The sequence below is a fragment of the Pedobacter xixiisoli genome, from assembly GCF_900215335.1.
Lineage (GTDB): Bacteria > Bacteroidota > Bacteroidia > Sphingobacteriales > Sphingobacteriaceae > Pedobacter > Pedobacter xixiisoli.
Map to the genome: position 1 here is coordinate 724,435 of NZ_OCMT01000001.1, position 20,746 is coordinate 745,180.

A 20,746-nucleotide genomic window follows, 5' to 3' on the forward strand; every position below is an offset into this window, starting at 1 on the left:
GATGGGAAAAGTGACAGGATTTTTTGAATACGAAAGAGTTTCGCCTTCAAAACAAGTGCCTCAAGAGCGTTTAAATCACTACAACGAGTTTGTATCGTTATTGCCATCTGATGAGTTGAACAGACAATCTGGTCGTTGTATGGATTGCGGTGTGCCATTTTGCCAATCTGGTTGTCCGCTGGGAAATGTAATTCCTGAGTTTAACGACGCGGTTTATCAAGGTAAATGGTTGCAAGCTGCCGAAATTTTATTAAGTACAAACAATTTTCCAGAATTTACAGGTAGAATTTGCCCTGCGCCTTGCGAAAGTGCTTGTGTGTTGGGAATCAACAAATCTCCAGTTTCTATTGAGGAAATTGAAAAGCATATCATTGAAATTGCTTTCGAAAAAGGTTATATCAAAGCTAACGAGCCATTAATTAGAACTGGTAAAAAAGTAGCTGTGGTGGGGTCTGGTCCTGCGGGATTAGCTGCCGCTGCGCAATTAAACAAAGCTGGTCACGAAGTGGTAGTTTATGAACGTGATGACGTGGCTGGAGGATTGCTTCGTTATGGTATTCCTGACTTTAAACTACAGAAAGATGTGGTAGAAAGAAGGATCAAGTTAATGGAGGAAGAAGGTATCACTTTCCAATACAATGCAAATGTTGGCGAGAATGTGGAAATTAGTACACTTTTACGCGATTACCAAGCGATTGTACTAGCAGGCGGCTCAACTATCCCTCGTGATTTAAACTTGCCAGGAAGAGAGGCTAAAGGTGTTCATTTCGCAATGGATTTCTTGAAGCAACAGAATAAGCGTGTTGGCGGTCGAAAAGTTGAAACTGAAGAAATTTTAGCTACAGGAAAAAATGTGATTGTGATTGGTGGTGGTGATACAGGTTCAGATTGTATCGGAACTTCAAACCGTCACGGTGCAAAATCAGTGACTCAGTTTGAGATTATGCCAATGCCGCCACAATTGCGTACTGCACACATGCCTTGGCCAAGCTATCCAATGTTATTGAAAATCACTACTTCTCACGAAGAAGGTGCACAACGTGCTTGGTCGGTAAATACAAAAGAGTTTATTAAAGATGAGCAAGGTAATTTAAAAGCCTTAAAAGTGGTAGATGTAGAATGGGATATTGATGCTGCGACTGGACGACCGCTAGGCTTTAAGGAAGTTCCAGGAACTGAAAAAGAATATCCTTGCGAACTAGTGCTTTTGGCGATGGGTTTCTTGCATCCTCAAAAAGAAGGCTTAATTGAAAAATTAGGGGTAGAATTGGATGAAAGAGGTAATGTAAAAGCTGTTGAGGGTCAGTACCAAACTAACATTCCCAAGATTTTTGCCGCTGGCGATATGCGTAGAGGTCAATCTTTGGTGGTTTGGGCAATTTCTGAAGGAAGAGAGACTGCTCGTAAAGTGGATGAACACTTAATGGGTTTCAGTAAATTACCATCTAAAGATGCCGTAGCTTACGCTTAAGAACTTTTGTTTTTATACTTTTACAACCAAGGTCCAGACGAGTTTCGTTTGGGCCTTTTTTGTTGCAACAATAAGTTGCCGTCATTTCGACGATAGGAGAAATCTAGCAAGTGGAGGAGTAAAGAAGAACTTGAAGATTTATACTATGCATTAGATTTCTCTTCGTACCTCATCGAAATGACGGTAGGATTAATGTTGAATAGATTTACGAAGTTTTCAAAACTTCGTAAGTCTTGAAATACATTTTTAGCGAATGGTGTAGTTATCCTGGAATATTGTTCTTCAACAAAAAACTCGCTAATTCCAAATCTTCAGGATAGGTAACTTTGATGTTGTTTCTATTTCCTTCAATCAGATTAATAGGAAAACCAGCAGCTTCTACAACAGAGGCATCATCGGTGAATGTAGCGGAGAAGCTTTGTTGATAAGCAATTCGTAGTTGACCTAAGTCAAACGTCTGCGGTGTCTGTATCAAAACCAATTTATCTCTATCAATAATCTTGCTGCTATTGTCATCAAGCTGCCTCACAGAGTCACTTGGTTTAATGCAGGGAATTGCATTGCCAATTTCCAAGGCGTCTTTAAAAGAATGGGTAATTAAGCTTGAGCTTACTACAGGTCTAACAGCGTCATGTATCGCCACAACGCCATCTTCTTTAATGGTCATTAAGCCGTTCCTTACCGAATGGAAACGTTCCTTACCGCCCTCAACTAAGGTATGTGGGATATCGAAATTGTATTTTAGGCATAAATCCTTCCAGTATTCATGATCGTTTTTTGATAAAACCAATATAATTTCTGGTTGTACCTCGGAAAGATAAAAAGCCTGTAATGTGTGCATCATTACAGGCTTATTGTTAAGCAATAAGAATTGTTTGGCTATTGTGGTTTGCATTCGCTTACCTGAACCACCAGCTACTATTATTGCGTAGAATTTCATATTTTAAGTATCGAGATTTTAGTATCAAGTATCAAGATTAGCTTAAAACTATCTTGATACTTGATACTCACTACTTGTTATTATATAATCAACATCGCATCTCCATAGCTGTAGAAACGATATTTCTCTTTTACAGCAACTTCGTACGCATTCATTACATTTTCGTAGCCACCAAAAGCACTAACCATCATCAATAAAGTAGATTCAGAAGTGTGGAAGTTAGTGATCATTGAGTTTGCAATGCTAAAATCGTAAGGAGGGAAGATGAACTTACTTGTCCAGTCGTTTGCTGCTTTTAAAGTTTTGTTTGCAGAAACAGCAGATTCGATAGCACGCATAGAAGTTGTACCTACTGCACAAATCTTTCTTTTTTCCTCTAATGCTTTGTTTACTAAGTTCGCATCTTTTTGCTCGATGATGAACTGCTCAGAATCCATTTTGTGTTTAGTTAGATCCTCTACTTCAACTTGGCGGAAAGTTCCTAAACCAACGTGTAGAGTTACTTCGGCAAATTCTACACCTTTAAGTTCTAAGCGTTTCATCAATTCTCTACTGAAGTGTAAACCTGCAGTAGGTGCAGCTACTGCACCTTCGTGCTTAGCGAAAATAGTTTGATAACGTTCTTTATCTTTCTCTGTTGCTTTACGTTTGATGTATTTAGGAAGAGGAGTTTCGCCTAAAATCTCCACGTTTCTTCTAAATTCTTCATCAGTTCCATCAAATAAGAAACGAATAGTACGACCACGAGAAGTTGTATTGTCTACTACTTCTGCAACCAATAAATCGTCATCACCAAAATATAATTTATTTCCTACACGGATTTTACGAGCTGGATCTACTAGTACATCCCATAAACGTAGCTCTTTATTTAATTCGCGTAATAAAAATACTTCTATAGTAGCACCTGTTTTCTCTTTGTTGCCATATAAACGAGCAGGGAAAACTTTAGTGTTGTTAAGAATCATTACATCTTTATCGTCAAAATAGCCTAAAACATCTTTAAAGATTTTATGCTCAATCTTACCAGAGTCTTTATGTAAAACCATTAAACGTGCTTCGTCTCTCTCTTCAGCAGGATCATTCGCTAAAAGTGAGTCAGGTAAGTTGAACTTGAATTGAGATAATTTCATGTGTAATTTTTAATTGTTTTTGATCGAGTCAAGATTGGTATCTAATGTAACTGTCCTACAGGGACAGGTGATGGCTCAAACTTGCTTTTGATACAGTAAATTAGGGCGCAAATTTACGAATTAATATTGTGTTTCTGAAATGGAAAAAACCTAATGAAAAATTATTGAATAATAAAGACAAATTATAACCATTTAAGTTTAGCTTGCTTTGTTTTTACTTTAGTCTTTTTACATTTAACTTAATTTACCTGTAACCTTTTTAACTAAATTTGGTCTAACCGTTATGCTGCTAGTTTTTCGACTTATTGGAGAGAGTTTTAGGTTCGCTTGGGATGCTCTTAGACAAAATAAATTACGTACCTCTCTTTCTTTGTTGGGGATAACCATTGGTATTTTTATCATTATTGGCGTTTTTACTGGTGTAGATACCATGCGAAACAAAATACAGGCTAGCGTTGATAAACTAGGCTCTAATACACTTTTCGTACAGAAATGGCCTTGGATTTTCGGAGATAGCTATCCTTGGTGGAAGTATGTAAATCGTCCAGAACCATCTTACAGAGATTATTTAGCCTTGAGAGAAAGGATGGAAAGTGCAAAAGGAGTTTGTTTCGAGATTTCTTCGGGCAGTAGAACCATTAAATATAGAAGCAGTTCGGTAGAGGGGGCAACCATCAATGCCGCCACGCAAGAATATGATCAAACTTGGAACCTAGAATTTGAGAATGGAAGGTACTTTACAGAAAGCGAAAGTAAGTCTGCTACACCCGTTTGCATTTTAGGAGCAGAAATAGCTGAAGGACTTTTTGGAAGTGCGGAACCCATAGGGAAGCAGATTAAAGTGATGGGACGTAGGGTAACTGTAGTTGGTGTTTTCAAAAAGGAAGGCGAGGATATGATGGGGATGTCGCAAGATAAAAACGTTTTGATTCCAATGAGCTTGGCCAAAGGTATTTTCGATGTTAATAATGAGAGATACAATCCTCAAATTACAGTTAGGGGAAAAGATAATATTAGTTTGGAAGAGGTAGAAAGTGAATTGAAGGGGCAGATGCGTGCAATTAGAAGGTTAAGCCCTGGACAGGAAGACGATTTCTCATTGAACAAAACTACAATGCTTTCTAACCAATTAGATATCATGTTCTCTGCGGTTAACATAGGCGGTTGGATCATTGGTGGTTTCTCCATCTTGGTTGGCGGCTTCGGTATAGCGAATATTATGTTTGTTTCTGTAAGGGAACGTACCAATATCATCGGTATACAGAAATCATTAGGCGCTAAGAGCTACTTTATATTGTTGCAGTTTGTTTTTGAGGCAGTAGTATTGTGTTTAATGGGGGGCTTATGCGGATTGTTCCTAGTTTATCTACTCACTTTAGCAGCTTCTGGTATATTTGATATGCCCGTCGTTTTATACCTTAACAATATTATTTTAGGTATTGGTGTTTCGGTAGGTATTGGAATTATCTCTGGTTTTTGGCCAGCTTATTCAGCATCTAAATTAGATCCAGTAGAAGCGATTCGGAGTTAAATAAACTTAATGGTCATTAATAGAAAAAGCGCCTTGAAATTAATCAGGGCGCTTTTTTATGATGGAGGTATTAAATAATTAACTTAATTTACCTAATGCTTCTTTGATTCTTCTTAAAGCTTCTACCAAACTTTCGTCTGATGCAGCATAAGATAAGCGGATATAGTTGTCGTTGCCAAAGCTATCGCCACCAACGGTCGCTACGTGGCCAACGTTCAATAAATAGAGAGCTAAATCGCTTGAATTTTTAATTACGTTACCTTCAGCATCTTTTTTGCCAAAAAACGAACTGATTTCAGGGAAGAAATAAAAAGCACCTTCAGGTAAGTTGGTTTTAACACCTGGGATTTCTTTCAATAAGTCATAAACCAATTGACGGCGACGAGCAAACGCTTTTTTCATTTCGTTCACTGTATCCAAACCTTGCTCGTAAGCTACAATACCAGCACGTTGTGCGATAGAACAGGTTCCCGAAGTAGTTTGCCCTTGTAATTTATCGTTAGCGGCAGCAATTTCTTTACTAGCAGCAATGTAGCCTAAGCGCCATCCTGTCATTGCGAAAGCTTTAGAAAAGCCATTCACAATAATTACACGGTCTTTAACACTTGGAAATTGTGCAATAGATTCGTGTTGGTCAACAAAGTTGATATGCTCATAAATCTCATCAGAAAGGATATAGATATTAGGATGTTTCTCAAATACTTTCGCTAAAGCTGCTAATTCATCTTTGCTATAAACAGTTCCTGTTGGGTTATTTGGCGAAGAGAACATAAACAACTTGCTTTTTGGGGTAATTGCTGCTTCTAATTGCGCTGGAGTAATTTTAAAATCACTTTCGATAGAGGCATCAATGAAAACAGATTTACCTTCGGCAAGCGTTACCATTTCAGAGTAAGAAACCCAGTAAGGCGTAGGAATGATTACTTCATCACCAGGATTAATCAAAGTAAGGATAACGTTAGAAAGTGACTGCTTTGCACCAGTTGAAACCACGATTTGAGAAATGTCGTAATCAAGGTTGTTTTCCGTTTTTAGCTTATTCACAATCGCTTGGCGCAAGTCTGGGTATCCAGGTACTGGCGAGTAGCGAGTAAAGTTGTCATCTAAAGCCTTCTTTGCAGCCTCTTTTACATGTTCTGGGGTGTTGAAATCTGGCTCGCCTACACTTAGGCTAATTACGTTTACGCCTTTTGCAGCTAGTTCGCGACCTAGTTTGGTCATTTTTAGCGTAGCTGATTCTGATAGGTTATTTATTCTGTCTGATAAAATACTCATGATGTTTCTGTGAAGTAGCAAATATAAAAACCTTATTCATAAAGCACTAATAAAAGATGTTTTTTAATAGCATTTGTTTAAGCTTTGTGGGGTTTTGTTAGTATTTTGATAATTCGATGTTGGAATCTGAAAGTTGAAGTGTTGTAATGCTGTATAGATGTGTGATTAATTTCTAATATCATCATTTTCTAATTCCATTATTCAAAACTAAAAAGCGTAATTTTGGAAACACAAAACAAAGGTCTTGACGTCTAATAAAAGAGCCATATTAATATCGCTATGCACTAGTATTTTGCTGATGGGAGCAAAGTTTATTGCATTTTTTATCACAAATTCTAATGCAATACTTACCGACGCAGCAGAAAGTATTGTGAATGTATTGGCCAGTGGTTTTGCATTTTACAGTATTTATCTCGCTACTTTGCCAAAGGATGAAAACCACCCTTATGGCCACGGAAAGGTAGAGTTTTTTTCGGCCTTTGTAGAAGGTGTTCTTATCGGTATTGCTGGAGTTGTCATCCTCATCAAATCTATTTACAGTTTGTTTTACGGTAACGTAGTGTCAGATTTGTACGATGGAGCAATGATTATTACGTTAACTGGTTTGGCGAACCTCGTTGTAGGTTTGTATTTGATCAGAACTGGAAAGCAGAACAAATCTTTGACGCTGGAAGCAGACGGCAAACATTTGCTAACTGATGCGGTAAGTAGTGCAGGTTTGGTAATCGGTATCTTGATCATTCAACTTACACAGATTTATTGGCTAGATAGTGTAATCTCTATTCTTTTGGGAATATATATTATTTTTCACGGCTATAAGCTTACACGCAAGTCTGTTGGCGGTTTGATGGATGAAAGTAACCTAGAATTGGTTGAAGAAGTTGTGGAGATTTTGCAGGATAATAGACAGGCACCTTGGATAGATGTACATAATTTAAGGGCACAACAATACGGCGCAGATTTACATATCGACTGTCATGTTACGTTGCCCTATTATTTTGATTTAAATGCCGTTCATCACGAAATTTCAAGTATAGATAAGATGATTAACCAAGCGGTAAGTAGGCAAACCGAGTTGTTTATTCATGCAGATCCATGTTTGCCGGCATGTTGTAACTATTGTAAAGTGGAAAATTGTCCAGTGAGAGCCGAAGCATTTAGAGCAGAGATTAAATGGAGCATGGAAAACGTAACCAAAAACCAAAAGCATTTTGAACAATGAGCTATTTTAATGTAAGAGTTTATGGTTTGTTAGTTAATGATGAACAAGAAGTTTTACTAAGTGATGAATTTGCTGTAGAGCGATATTTTACAAAATTTCCAGGGGGTGGTGTGGAGTTTGGTGAAGGTTTGATAGAAGCGCTAAAAAGAGAGTTTGTAGAAGAGTGTGATGCAGAAGTGGAGGTGATTAGCCATTTTTATACTACAGATTTTTACGAGAAATCTTCTTTTAATGATAGTCAGGTGTTGAGCATATATTATTTGGTAAAACCGGTGAAACCTCTTGAGTTAAATTTTAAATGTAAGTGTTTTGATTTTGATGAGGGAACCAGCCAGTGTTTTAGATGGAAAAAAATAAGCGAGCTTACTGAGGATGATGTAACTTTTAAAACGGATAAAATTGCAGTAAAATTGTTAAAGGAGGTTTCTAAGTAATGATTGAGGAAAGTAAGCTTGGGTATTATTTGATGCCGGTATTGAAGGTTTGGCTGTTCATGTTTTTCTTGTTGCTTTGCACTATTCCATTCGGTCTAATCTCGCAACTTAACTTTTTACCTACCATATCTTCTCCAATTATAACTGATATTATTGCGCAGTTCAGCTTAGTCATAGTAGTATTAGGTGCATTGTTGATGATGTTTAAAATCTTGCCTGATCTAGATTTTTACCAAGTTTTCGTCAGAAAGACTAGCTTTTTTTCTGAATTTTTTAAAGGAGCAGGATTGGGTTTTATGACGATGGTGCTTTGTGCATCGCTATTGTATGCCAATGGTAATGTTAAATTTGAGGTGGCTGTATTTTCGTGGAGTACTATTGGCTTATATCTTGTTTTTTTTCTCCTAATTTCCTTTTTCGAAGAGTTGCTATTTAGAAGTTACCCTTTGTTTGCGCTTTCAGAAAGATATCCACTTTGGTTTGCGATTTTAGTAAACGGATTTTTGTTTGCGTTAGCGCATTTCGCAAATCCAGGACTTACTGTTTTAGGTATAGTTAACATTACACTAGCAGGAATACTTTTTGCACTTTATACCTTGCAAAAACGTAATGTTTCATGGGCAATAGGTATGCATTTCGCATGGAATTTTACACAAGCTATCCTTTTAGGTTATCATGTAAGCGGTAATAAGATGTCTGGTTTCGTTAAAGCTATACCTCAGGGAGCCGAATATATTTCTGGTGGAAAATTCGGGATTGAGGGCTCTGTGTTCTGTACCTTTTTTCTAGTGATTTTCATTGCTTGGCTAATTTACAGGAATGGTTTTGGTATTATAGAAAGCAAAGAATTTGAAGAAATAGAGGCTGATAATTAGAATTCGTTTCAAATTTTAAAACTTATAGTTTTATTCGTAAAACGACTTTCTATTCTTAACTTAGTCCAACTTCAATATGCGCCTTTTACAAAATTTTATCGCGAGAATTACAGATAAGGAGGTGGATCTTATCAATAAAGCCCGTATACAAATGCTGGTTTTTTTGTTAGTTGCCTATTTTTTATTTGGCTTATCATTAGTTTTAGCATATTCCTATACTAATCAGGTGCCGCAAATGATGAGAGCTTGCGTAATTTCGGGGTTTTCTGCCCTGCTTTTCGTAATGTTATATTGCTTTAATTCATGGCGAATCATTTCGCATTTTATTTTAATGCTCATTACGATATTAGGGGTTTGGGCTAATCTGCTTTTTTTCGTAAAAGGAGTCAATGCGGCAACACTGCAGTATATATGGTTGGCCTCGGCATTAGGTTTCTATATGCATGGCAATAAATGGGGCTGGATTTATACCATTTTAAATATCATTCCTGTTTTAATAGACGCTATGTTTTCTAAAGGCTATTTCTTTTTAAACAATGGTGCACAAGTGATTGCTAGGCCAATTTACATCTATGTCTTGGTTTTCGATTTCTTCGCTATCGCATTTTTGCACTATTATTTCTTTAAGGCTTTCAATAAGAATATCATCACCCTAACAGAAACTAAAAATCAGCTTAATGATATCAACCAACGTTTAAACATCAAAGTGGATGAAATTAAAAAGTTATCTAATGCTAGGATGAGTTTTTTATCTACGATGTCTCATGAATTGAGAACGCCCTTGAATGGAGTGGTAGGCTTAACGAATGTGCTACTTTTGCAAGAGCCGCGAAAGGATCAGGAAGAAACATTATCTGTATTGAAGTTCTCGGCAGAAAATTTATTGTCTTTAGTTACCGATATTTTAGATTTCAATAAACTAGAGTCTGATACCGTTGAATTGGAACGGATTCCTTTCAATCTTTCAGAGCTTGTAGAAAATATCTACGCAAGTACCCGTTTGAAGGCTTCAGAAAAGTATTTAGAATTTCGTATTGAAGTTGCTGATCAGCTTAAAGCTGTTAATCTTATGGGAGATCCGACACGTTTAACCCAAGTGCTTTTAAATCTGTTGAATAATGCAATAAAATTTACAGAAAAGGGAAGTGTAAGATTAATTTGTAGCGTAGCCGATATTACTAATAAGGATTTAAAAGTGAGATTTTCAATTGAAGATTCTGGAATTGGAATAGAAGTGAATAGGCAGCAAGAGATATTTGAGGATTTTATTCAAGCATCGAGCAGTACGAATAGGAATTATGGAGGTACAGGTTTAGGCTTGGCCATTGTGAGAAGGGTGCTAAAACTTCATCATTCGGTGGTAGAAGTTGAAAGTGTAATAGGAAAGGGGACTAAGTTTACTTTCGATATCGTTTATCATTACCAAGATAAAATAGAGGTGGCTCATGGAAGTAGTGTTGTAACTAGTGATCATAATAGTCTTTCTGAAATGCGGATATTGGTGGCGGAAGATAATGTTGTGAATGTGATGGTGATTAGAAAAACGTTAAATAGGGTAGGGATAAATCCAGCGGTTGCTGAAAATGGGCGAGAGGCCTTATCCATGCATTTAGAAAATAATTATGACCTCATTTTAATGGATTTATATATGCCAGAAATGGACGGCTATGAGGCTACAAGGAAAATCAGACAGATAGAAGATGTTGTGAAGTCTGCCATTCCTATTATTGCACTAACTGCTACTGTAAATAATCAGGTAGAGGATGATGTAAAAGCGGTAGGGATGAATGGCTATTTGTCTAAACCGTTTCATGCTAACGATCTTTTTGCGGAATTACGTAAATATGCAAACTAATTTTTTAATATAAGATGTAGCAGTGCAGCTAAGGTAGCCCCAATTACTGGACCAATTACTGGGATCCAGGCGTAGTTCCAATTGCTGCTTCCTTTTCCTTTCATTGGAATTATCGCATGAACAATTCTTGGGCCCAAATCTCTAGCTGGATTGATGGCATAACCAGTTGTGCCGCCCAAGCTTAAGCCTATTACCCAAACTAAAAAAGCTACAGGAAGTGCACCAACAGAACCTAATCCAATTGGGGTTTTTTCTTTGCCTAATTCTCCGCCAGTGATATAGAAAATAACAAAAATGAGCACAAATGTGCCGATGATTTCAGAAAATAGATTTGATTTTCTATTAGCGATTGCTGGGCCTGTGGCAAAAGGAGCAGTTTTCAATCCAGCGTCTGCTGTTGCATCAAAGTGATCTTTGTAGAATAACCAAACTAGAAAAGAGCCCGTCATTGCACCTGCTAATTGAGCAAGTATGTAGTAAGGAACTTTTGCCCATTCAAATGATTCTGTTAGTGCAAGAGCAAGGGTTACCGCTGGGTTAAGATGAGCGCCGCTGTGTGGACCAGCCACGATAACTGCTACAAATACAGCTAAAGCCCAAGCAGTGGTAATTACCATCCAGCCGCTGCCGTTACCTTTGGTGTCTTTCAGTACAACATTTGCTACCACGCCATTTCCCAAAAGGATCATAATGGCGGTGCCAATAAATTCTGCTACGTAAATATTCATAAGTGCTTGTTGGTTGGTTGGTTGGTTGGTTGGTTGGTTGGTTGGTTGGTTGGTTGGTTTGGAATTGAAAACTGTCAACTGTAAGCTACTCAGTATTTGCTATAGTTGCTTTGATTGCTTGTTCCCAGCCCTTAATACGTTTCTGATCTATTTTTTTATCAGCGGTAAATATTTTGTTCACTTTCCATTGAGATTTTATTTCTTCGATATCTTTCCAAAAACCAGTAGCTAGGCCTGCTAAATAAGCAGCACCAATTGCTGTAACTTCTGTAACCTCTGGTCTAATTACTTTGCATTCCAATAACTCTGCCTGAAATTGCATCAATAAGTTGTTTGCGGTAGCGCCACCATCAACTCTAAGTTCAGCGATCGGAGTGCCAGCGTCTGCTTGCATTGCTTTTAAAACATCCATAGTTTGATAAGCGATACTTTCTAAAGCAGCTCTGGCAATATGAGATTTATTCGTGCCCCTGGTAATGCCCGTTATTGTTCCTCTGGCATCTTGGTTCCAGTAGGGAGCGCCTAAACCTGCAAATGCAGGGACAATATAAACACCTTGTGTATCATCAACTTGTTTGGCTAATTGTTCTACATCTGCAGATTTTTGAATCAATCCCAATTCGTCACGTAGCCATTGAACAATGGCTCCAGCAATAAAAATACTTCCTTCCAAAGCATAATTTACTTCTCCGTTAATTTGCCATGCTATGGTAGTTAGTAAGTTATTAGTTGATGTTTTTGGCATATTGCCGATGTTCATCAGCATAAAACAACCAGTGCCATAGGTGTTCTTTACCATGCCGGGTTGTGTGCAGATCTGTCCAAAGAGTGCCGACTGCTGATCACCAGCTATACCTGCAATAGGTAACTGAGCTGCTAAAATGTTTCCTGCAGTTGTCCCGTAAATTTCGCTCGATGATTTTACTTCTGGCAGCATCGACTTTGGAATATCAAATAGCTCTAGCAGATCATCATCCCAAGCTAAAGTATGGATGTTGTAAATCATAGTACGAGATGCATTACTTACATCTGTTACATGGACTTTGCCGGCGGTTAAATTCCAGATTAACCAGCTATCTATGGTTCCAAAAGCTAATTCTCCATTTTGTGCTTTTTGTTTTGCGCCTTCTACATTTTCTAGTATCCACCTCACTTTGGTTGCCGAGAAATAAGAATCTATAATCAATCCTGTTTTCTCTTGAATGAGCTTTGAGTGGCCTTGCTGCTTGACGGCATTGCAATATTCAGATGTTCTTCGGTCTTGCCAAACAATAGCATTGTAAACTGGCTTTCCAGTGTTTCTGTCCCAAACAACAGTCGTTTCCCTTTGGTTAGTAATACCAATAGCATTGATGTCGCTCGCTGTTAAGCCAGCTTTGGCAATTACTTCGGTAGCAACTGCGAGCTGGGTAGACCAGATTTCGTTTGGGTCATGTTCTACCCATCCAGCCTTCGGGTAAATTTGTGTGAATTCTTTTTGAGCCAGCGCTATAATCTCGCCACCGTGATTAAAAATAATGGCTCGCGAACTTGTCGTCCCTTGGTCTAGAGATAAAATGTACTTGCCCATAGTAAATATTTGGTCGGAAGTTTTATCCTGCTAAAACAGGCTCTTCCTTTGTGTTTTTGCTTTTGTAAGTGTAACCTTCTGCTAATTTAATAAAAGATTTCACTTGCTCATCTTCCCACTGCTTGTCTGCTCCAGTTTCTTTAGCCATAATACTCGCAACAATAGCACTCATCTCAATGGCAGCTTTTGCATCAATAATTAATACTCTTAAACGTCTGCTCAAAATATCTTCCACCGTCTCTGCCATTTCATTTCTAGTGCTCCAAATTACTTCTGCATAGGTATATGGGAAATCTGGATGAAGCAGTTGTGCTAATTCTGGGTTTTGCTTAATTAAAGTTTCAATATGGTTTTTATCTGTTCCATAAATATTTAAATACTTGCTATCTGTAGCATTTTCACAACCATGTATAGGCAAATGTTCGGTTTTGCAGGGAGTAAGTGGGATTCCAGCTTCTTTCATAGCTAAATCAACAGTTTCTTCTGCCATGCGACGATAAGTGGTCCATTTTCCTCCGGTAATAGTAATCAGACCTTTTGCAGAACGCATCAATTTATGGTCTCTACTGATTTCTTTGGTGCTGTTAGCTTTGCCTTCGGTGGGTGCTGCAAGTGGTCTTAAGCCAGAAAACACGCTCAGTATATCGTTTTCTGTTGGTTTGGTTTTGAAATAATTTGCTGCCGTGTTTAAAATGAAATCAGTTTCTTCTTTCAATGCTCTTGGTTCTAAGCTGTGTTCATCTAATGGCGTATCTGTAGTGCCAACCAACAAATGGTTATGCCATTGAACAGCGAAAAGAACCCTTCCGTCTGAGGTTTGAGGTATCATTAGCGCAGAATCACTGTTAAGGAACTCCTTTTTTAAAACAATATGAACGCCTTGGCTAGGTCTTACGGTTTTTTTAGCTTTCGAATCGTTCATTTGTAAAATCTCGTCTACAAATACTCCAGTCGCATTGATTACTACCTTTGCCTTTAGTTTAAAAGTTTCGTTTGTAATCGTATCTATTGTTGTAACGCCATTTACTTGTCCTCCTTCTTTGATCAAGTTGGTAACTTTCATGTAGTTGATTAGGGTAGCGCCTTGTTCTTTCGCTGTTTGAGCGATGTTAATGGCTAATCTGGCGTCATCAAAACGACCATCGAAATAACGAATGGAGCCTTTCAAGCCTTTTTCTTTAATGCCAGGCATAATTCGTAAGGTTTCGTTTTTTGAAAAATATTTCGAAGTTCCGAAACTGAATCTTCCTGCTAACCAATCGTAAATTTTTAAACCAATAAGGTACTTAGCTACGGAGAACCAACTATAACAAGGTATTAAAAACTCTTCCTTGTGAACCAAGTGCGCTGCATTTTTCTGCATTAAGCCTCGTTCTTTTAAGGCATGCTTTACTAGGGCTATATCACCTTGGGCTAAGTATCTTACACCTCCGTGTACTAGTTTTGTACTTCTGCTCGACGTTCCTTTTGCAAAATCTGCTTGTTCAATAAGTAATGTTTTTAAACCTCTACTTGCCGAATCAAGAGCTGTTCCTAGTCCAGTTGCACCTCCGCCAATAATAATAATATCCCATTCAGATTGGTCAACTAGGTTGTGGTTATGTATTCTCTGCATAATAAAGTGTAATAAAACGAAACAATAAGCAATTATAAGTAATGTAAATCGAAATAATACATTCTTAATGTAATTATTTTTCTTTTGTTAAAGATGGTAAGCGTATTTGTATTAATTATTAAATTGCGATTAAATATAAAAGGCTATGAGCATGACCCTCGCCGAAAGGCATCAATTTATACTTAACCGTATCCAGCAAGATCAATATATTAATGTCGTAGAGCTTTGTAAAGAGCTTAAGGTTTCTTCGGTAACTATTCGTAAGGATTTGAAGCTTTTGGAAGATAAAAGTTTGTTATTTAGGACGCATGGTGGGGCAACGTTAAATAATCCTTATACGGTTGATCGGCCTGTAAATGAAAAGGAGCAACTGCAATCTGCCGAAAAAAATAGAATTGGTGTTGCGGGAGCTAAGTTGTTAAAGGAAAATGATTCTATAGTTGTGGCTTCTGGTACCACCTTGCTTTATTTTGCTAAAAGTATTCCTAATGCATTGAATTTAACGGTAGTTACTTCATCATTGAATATATCTTTGGAGTTTCTTAGGAATCCAGACGTTGAAGTGATACAGTTAGGTGGTCTATTGAGAAAAAGTTCTTCATCAGTAATGGGTGCGTATGCTGAACAGGTTCTGCAAGATTTCTATTTTAATACATTATTTCTAGGGGTTGATGGTATTGATTTGGAACATGGTTTTACAACTACAAATGCAATGGAGGCGCATTTGAACCGTCAAATGATTAAAGTTTCACAGAAAGTAGTTGTGCTTGCCGATTCTACTAAGTTCGGAAAAAGGGGCTTCGGTAAAATATGTGGCTTTGAAGATGTTGACCAAATTATAACGGATAAAGGGGTTTCTCAACAGATGATAAATCACTTAGAAGGCTTGGGGGTTACAGTTACTGTTGTCTAGTGATTTTCTAGATTCTTAATAAAGAGAGCGCAATCTATTCGTATTGTGCTTTTTTTTTGCTCTTATATTTTCGTATTGTTTCTTTACTATTTCGTATTGTTTTGGTGTTTTTAGTGTAAAATGCGTTGTTTATGTTTTTATGCTCTCTATAAAAAATTTTGCGTTTTATTTTGATTGTTTATTATTTATATTTAGTTTCAGTTTGTTTTTTATTTATTGCTCAACTGTTGTTTGTGTAGCAAAGTTAAGTATATTTGAATTTCGAAATGTTTCAGAATAGGTTAATGTCGAGTTAATGTACAGTTAACACATGTGGTCTAGTTTTGCAGCGTTCGGGAAAATAATAATTAGAAACTAGTAAATAACCCGATATAACAATTATGAACAAAACAACTACTCAAAAGGCTGGCGTGCTCCTGCATGTCTCAGAATGTGAGAACATTCTGCAGTCGCAGCTTTCTGTAATAGGTATTTTGAAAAAGCTATTTTTAAGAAATGTAAGCGTTATGACATTTCTTTTTGTAGCAATTTTTCAATTTTTGCTATTGCAAAATGCTACAGCTCAAAACGCATCTCAAAACGTCACAATTAAAGGTACTGTCTTGGATGATGGGGATAATAACGGCGTTCCTGGAGTTAGTATCATTGATAACAATCGAAAGATGCTTGGTCTTACAGATGCTAAAGGTGATTTCACTATTAGTATTGCTAAAGGAACAACAGTTAGTTTTTCTATGATTGGTTATGCTGCAATATCTAAGACTTTTACTGATGGGCAAACTGGTGTTAATATTAGGTTGAAATCTTCTACTAATGAATTGAATACTGTTGTTGTTACAGCATTGGGGATTAAGAGGGACCAGAAGGCATTGGGCTATGCGACTACTACTGTGGATGGGGAGCAGCTTACTAATGCTATTGCTAATAACTGGACTAGCGCATTAAGCGGTAAGGTGGCTGGCTTAAATCTTATTAAGTCTGGAGGCGGTCCCGCAGGTTCTAATAAAATTATTCTTCGTGGTGAAAATTCCTTAGCTGGAGAAAGTGAAGCTTTGATCGTTATCGATGGAGTGATTACCAGTGGTAGTAGTGGTAGAAGATCTACGGGTTCGGGTAGTGGCGCATATTTATCTGGAGATTCGCCAACGGATTTTGGAAATAGTTTAGCTGATATTAACCCAGATGATATAGAGAGTGTTTCTGTTTTGAAAGGTCCCGCAGCTACAGCCTTATATGGTTCTAGAGGAGGAAACGGAGCTGTAATTATCACTACAAAATCAGGAAAAGTTAATCAAAAAGGAATTGGCGTTTCTTTTAACTCTAATTCTTCTTTCGAAACCATTTCAAGATGGCCAGATTATCAAAACGAATACGGTCAAGGTGCTACAGGTCAAGATTTATATTACTCTTATCTGGCTACGGCTGACGGTGCAAGTACAAGAAGTACTAGTTCGGCTTGGGGACCAAAATTTGATGGACAATCTTATTTTCAATATGATCCAGTAACGAAAACTACAAGTGCAACACGCTTGCCTTGGGTCGCTTATCCAAATAATCATAAAGATTTTTTTCAAACAGCAAATACTTTTATTAATAGTGTAGCACTTGACGGAGGAACGGATAAAACTACTGCTCGCTTATCAGTTACTAACTTGCAAAATAGATGGATTATACCTAATACTGGTATGACTAGAAATACTATTTCGTTATCGGTGAGTAGTAAATTAACTAACAAGTTGCAAATAGCAAGTAAGGTTAATTATACTAATAAGTATTCTGATAATTTGCCTTCTACAGGTTATAATAATCAATCTATTATGTATTTTATTAGGGGGCTTACACCTAATATGAATATGGACTGGTTTAAAGAATATTGGATGCCTGGACAAGAAGGGATTATGCAGAATAGGCCTTTTAGCAGTTTGTTAGATAATCCTTATTTGATTGCTAACGAGATGCTTAATAAATCTAATAGGAACAATGTGGTTGGAAATGTGAGTGCAACTTATAATTTCCTCAAGAATCTGAGTTTAATGGTTAGGACTTCAGTTGATTTGTCTTATGAAGGTCGATCACAGCAGAGGCCGTTCAATACAAATAAGTATGCTAATGGAATGTATCGTACACAAAATATATTTTCTCAAGAGATTAATAGTGATTTCTTGCTAAGATATAATGATAAGGTTGGAAGTAAGTTTGATTATACAGTAACTTTAGGTGGTAGTAGGATGAAAAATAGATATACTGTTGACGAGCTTAGGGCTGATCAATTGTTGTATCCTGGTATTTTTAGCTTCGCAAATTCTAAAAATACACTTATTACTTTGCCTAATAGACAGAATTACGCAGTTAACAGCTTTTATGCATTAGGTACTGCTAGTTATGATAATTTTTTATTCTTGGATTTAACTGCTAGAAATGATTGGGCAAGTACGCTAGCTACTCCAACCGGCACTGATAATGTTTCTTTCTTTTATCCTTCTGCTAGCTTAAGTGCTGTCCTTTCTGATAAAATTAAATTTCCAAAACAAATTTCATATCTTAAACTAAGAGCTTCTGTTGCCGGGGTGGGTAGTGGAAGTACAAAACCTTACCAGACTGCTTATGCTTACACTCCAACTGGTTTTCCAGGTAGTTTGGTTAATCCAACAGTAATTGCAAATACCGAATTAAGGCCTCTTAAGACTAGTAGCGTGGAGTTGGGGCTAGATTTGAAATTGTTTAAAAACAGATTAGGTATTGATTTTGCAGTCTATCAAAATAATACGAAAGATCAGATCATTCCTTCTAGGATTGATGCTTCATCAGGCTATTCATCAGTAATATTGAATATCGGTGAAGTAAGAAATAAGGGGCTCGAAGTGCAGTTGAATGCTAGTCCATTAAAGTCAAAATCAGGTCTGAATATTAATCTTTTCGGTACTTTTGCTACCAATAGGAATAAAGTTATTTCTTTATCAGATAGTGTAGGTTCTCTTGTGCTTTCGTCAGGTCCTAGGGGTACTATAGAAGCTAGAGTGGGCGGTGCTATGGGTGATATTTATGGACTGGGCTATGAGAGATCTCCTGATGGGCAAATTGTTTACAAGGACGGAATTCCAGTTTTAGGTCAGACTACCCAGTATTTAGGGAATTCTACTGCACGCTATAAGTCGAGCTTGGGTACGACTATTAGTTACAAAAGGTTCAGTTTGAATTTGTTGTTTGATGCGCAGTTCGGTGGAAAAGCATATTCACTTACTCATGCTGTTTTGGCAGAGGAGGGTAAGTTGCAGAAAACAGTTCCTGGCAGGTACAATGGTATAGTTGGTAACGGGGTGATGTTGAAAGACGGGGTGTACGTACCAAATACAATCGTAGCAACTAATATTCAGGCGTACTATAATGGGCATTTTAATAGGGATAATGTGGAGTCGAATTTGTTTAGCACAGATTTTATTAAGTTCAGAGAAGCCCGCCTAGATTATGCCTTAACACCTAAGTTCACTAGTAAATTAGGCCTGCAAAAAGCAACTATCGGTATATATGGGCGTGATTTGTTGATGTTCACTGATTGGCCTGCTTTTGATCCCGAGTTCGGTACCATTGGTGCCGATGGTGATATCTCTGCTGGATTTGAATCCGCTCAGTTCCCATCAACCAGAACCTTCGGTATAAATCTAACTATCGCCTTTTAAGAATTAAGAAATATTAAGTTATGGCTATAAAATTAAATAAAATATTGGTTCTGATTACCGCTTGTATCCTAGTTACTTCTTGTAAGTCTGGTTTCGAGGAAATGAATACAGATCCAAACAAGAGCTCGGCTGCATTGCCAGAGGCTTTGCTAACTTCATCTTTGTGGGATGTTGTAAGTAGAAATAATACCAGAGCACTTAGATTAACAAATGAGTTGATGCAGGTACATGTTACTACTTCGGATGGTGACGAAATACATAGGTATGTAGTCCGTCCAGGAGAATCAGATTACATGTGGAATAATTGGTACTTACAATTAACCAATTTTAGAGATATGTATCAGCGAGCGAAGGATTTGAATAGAACCACCCACATGGCAATGGCATTAATAAGTGACGTTTACGTTAGTTCTTTAATAACAGATACATTTGGGGATGTTCCTTATTCAGAATCAAATAAAGGTAGGGAGGGCTCTTATCAGCCCAAATTTGACACCCAACAAAGTATTTATTTGGATCTTTTTAGAAAATTGGAAGAAGCCAATACGCTATTAACGACTGGAAGTGTGCTTACCGCCGAACAAATAGCTTATGATCCATTGTATGGTAGAAATATACCGTCTAGTGTAGCAACAGCAACAGCTTCTACGATGGTAATTAATTCATGGCGCAAATTTGGAAATAGTTTGTATTTGCGTTTATTACTGAGAGCATCTGGTAGACCGGAATCGAATGCAGCCGCTAAAATTAGCGAAATAGTAGATACAAAAGCTTCGACTTATCCAATTTTTACGACAAATGATGAATCGGCAGTTTTGAAATATACGATGACTGTTCCATTTACTTCGCCTTTTAATACTTACAGAGTGTTTGATTTTAATGGAGATAACGGATTGTCAGAGTTTTTTATAAATACTTTAAATGAATGGAATGATCCACGTCGTCCTTTTTGGGCAAATCTATCAGGTGGTACTTATATAGGTATCCCTAGTGGATATGTTAGAGGTAATGTGCCTGATAGACAATCTACATATACTACTAATTTGATGAATGCGCCTTTGTTAGGTAACATTATGAACTATGCAGAATTGCAGTTTATTTTAGCCGAAGCAGCTGTGAAAGGCTACATAGCTGGTGATGCAAAAGCTTATTATGAAAGAGGTGTAAATAATGCGATCACATTTTGGAGTGCAACAGTGCCTTCAGATTATTTAAATAATACCTTTTTGGCTTGGAATTCTGCTGATGATGAATTTTATAAGCTGGAGAAAATTCATAAGCAGAAATATTATACTTTGTTTTTTACTGATTTCCAGCAATGGTTTGAATATAGGAGGACTGGACATCCTGTATTGCCTAAAGGTGCTGGTTTGCAAAATGGTGGTGTAATGCCTTCTCGTTTTAAGTACCCAGTTTATGTTCAGTCATTGAATAGTACAAATTACACTGCGGCGGTAGCGGCCTTTGGCGCTGATGATATGAATACAAAAATGTGGTGGAACAAATAATT

15 protein-coding genes are annotated in these 20,746 nt (G+C 37.3%); 9 read left to right on the forward strand and 6 right to left on the reverse strand.

Translation table 11 applies throughout. The annotated features are described in order from the left end of the window. Nucleotide 1 precedes the first annotated feature (1 nt). Nucleotides 2–1,471: a glutamate synthase subunit beta gene (locus CRO54_RS02895; protein WP_097128480.1), complete on the forward strand. Its 1,470-nt coding sequence runs from the start codon at nucleotides 2–4 to the stop codon at nucleotides 1,469–1,471. Nucleotides 1,472–1,733: 262 nt separating this feature from the next. On the opposite strand, the gene CRO54_RS02900 is transcribed toward CRO54_RS02895, so the two are convergent. Together CRO54_RS02900 and queA are read right to left on the reverse strand one after the other, a co-directional pair. Further along, nucleotides 1,734–2,411, reverse strand: coding sequence for a 2-C-methyl-D-erythritol 4-phosphate cytidylyltransferase (locus tag CRO54_RS02900; protein WP_097128482.1), 678 nt, complete (start codon nucleotides 2,409–2,411; stop codon nucleotides 1,734–1,736). Between the two features lie 80 nt (nucleotides 2,412–2,491). Beyond that, nucleotides 2,492–3,541, reverse strand: coding sequence for a tRNA preQ1(34) S-adenosylmethionine ribosyltransferase-isomerase QueA (gene queA, locus CRO54_RS02905; RefSeq protein WP_097128484.1), 1,050 nt, complete (start codon nucleotides 3,539–3,541; stop codon nucleotides 2,492–2,494). 286 nt (nucleotides 3,542–3,827) lie between these two features. Here queA and CRO54_RS02910 point away from each other — a divergent pair, with 286 nt between their 5' ends. Further along, nucleotides 3,828–5,072, forward strand: coding sequence for an ABC transporter permease (locus CRO54_RS02910; RefSeq protein ID WP_171047836.1), 1,245 nt, complete (start codon nucleotides 3,828–3,830; stop codon nucleotides 5,070–5,072). A gap of 78 nt (nucleotides 5,073–5,150) precedes the next feature. Here the strand turns inward: CRO54_RS02910 and CRO54_RS02915 are convergent, their stop codons facing one another. Continuing rightward, on the reverse strand, nucleotides 5,151–6,347 hold the full coding sequence (locus CRO54_RS02915) for a pyridoxal phosphate-dependent aminotransferase (protein WP_171047807.1): 1,197 nt from the start codon (nucleotides 6,345–6,347) through the stop codon (nucleotides 5,151–5,153). A gap of 298 nt (nucleotides 6,348–6,645) precedes the next feature. On the opposite strand from CRO54_RS02915, the gene CRO54_RS02920 reads away from it, so the two are divergent. The 4 genes from CRO54_RS02920 (at nucleotide 6,646) to CRO54_RS02935 (ending at nucleotide 10,733) form a co-directional block, all read left to right on the forward strand. Then, a complete protein-coding gene (locus tag CRO54_RS02920) occupies nucleotides 6,646–7,569 on the forward strand; it encodes a cation diffusion facilitator family transporter (RefSeq protein ID WP_240774998.1) in 924 nt (307 codons plus the stop codon). Beyond that, nucleotides 7,566–8,003: an NUDIX domain-containing protein gene (locus CRO54_RS02925; RefSeq protein ID WP_097128490.1), complete on the forward strand. Its 438-nt coding sequence runs from the start codon at nucleotides 7,566–7,568 to the stop codon at nucleotides 8,001–8,003. The genes CRO54_RS02920 and CRO54_RS02925 overlap by 4 nt, the downstream gene beginning before the upstream one ends. Beyond that, a complete protein-coding gene (locus CRO54_RS02930) occupies nucleotides 8,003–8,878 on the forward strand; it encodes a CPBP family intramembrane glutamic endopeptidase (protein WP_097128493.1) in 876 nt (291 codons plus the stop codon). The genes CRO54_RS02925 and CRO54_RS02930 overlap by 1 nt, the downstream gene beginning before the upstream one ends. Before the next feature lie 238 nt (nucleotides 8,879–9,116). Then, entirely contained in the window at nucleotides 9,117–10,733 is a 1,617-nt protein-coding gene (locus tag CRO54_RS02935; RefSeq protein WP_179747328.1) for an ATP-binding protein, read from the forward strand. Here CRO54_RS02935 and CRO54_RS02940 read toward each other — a convergent pair. The 3 genes from CRO54_RS02940 to CRO54_RS02955 all read right to left on the reverse strand — a co-directional run bounded on the left by CRO54_RS02940 (nucleotide 10,730) and on the right by CRO54_RS02955 (nucleotide 14,646). Next, entirely contained in the window at nucleotides 10,730–11,461 is a 732-nt protein-coding gene (locus CRO54_RS02940; RefSeq protein WP_097129884.1) for an MIP/aquaporin family protein, read from the reverse strand. The genes CRO54_RS02935 and CRO54_RS02940 overlap by 4 nt on opposite strands. 85 nt (nucleotides 11,462–11,546) lie before the next feature. Next, complete coding sequence (gene glpK / locus CRO54_RS02950) at nucleotides 11,547–13,031, reverse strand: glycerol kinase GlpK (RefSeq protein ID WP_097128498.1); 1,485 nt, start codon at nucleotides 13,029–13,031, stop codon at nucleotides 11,547–11,549. A 22-nt stretch (nucleotides 13,032–13,053) separates the two neighbouring features. Beyond that, entirely contained in the window at nucleotides 13,054–14,646 is a 1,593-nt protein-coding gene (locus CRO54_RS02955; RefSeq protein WP_097128501.1) for a glycerol-3-phosphate dehydrogenase/oxidase, read from the reverse strand. A gap of 151 nt (nucleotides 14,647–14,797) precedes the next feature. On the opposite strand from CRO54_RS02955, the gene CRO54_RS02960 reads away from it, so the two are divergent. The 3 genes from CRO54_RS02960 to CRO54_RS02970 all read left to right on the forward strand — a co-directional run bounded on the left by CRO54_RS02960 (nucleotide 14,798) and on the right by CRO54_RS02970 (nucleotide 20,744). Beyond that, nucleotides 14,798–15,559, forward strand: a complete 762-nt coding sequence (locus CRO54_RS02960; RefSeq protein WP_097128504.1) for a DeoR/GlpR family DNA-binding transcription regulator — start codon at nucleotides 14,798–14,800, stop codon at nucleotides 15,557–15,559. A gap of 380 nt (nucleotides 15,560–15,939) precedes the next feature. Continuing rightward, entirely contained in the window at nucleotides 15,940–19,236 is a 3,297-nt protein-coding gene (locus CRO54_RS02965) for a SusC/RagA family TonB-linked outer membrane protein (protein ID WP_097128506.1), read from the forward strand. Between the two features lie 20 nt (nucleotides 19,237–19,256). After that, complete coding sequence (locus tag CRO54_RS02970; RefSeq protein WP_097128509.1) at nucleotides 19,257–20,744, forward strand: SusD/RagB family nutrient-binding outer membrane lipoprotein; 1,488 nt, start codon at nucleotides 19,257–19,259, stop codon at nucleotides 20,742–20,744. Nucleotides 20,745–20,746: the final 2 nt, after the last annotated feature.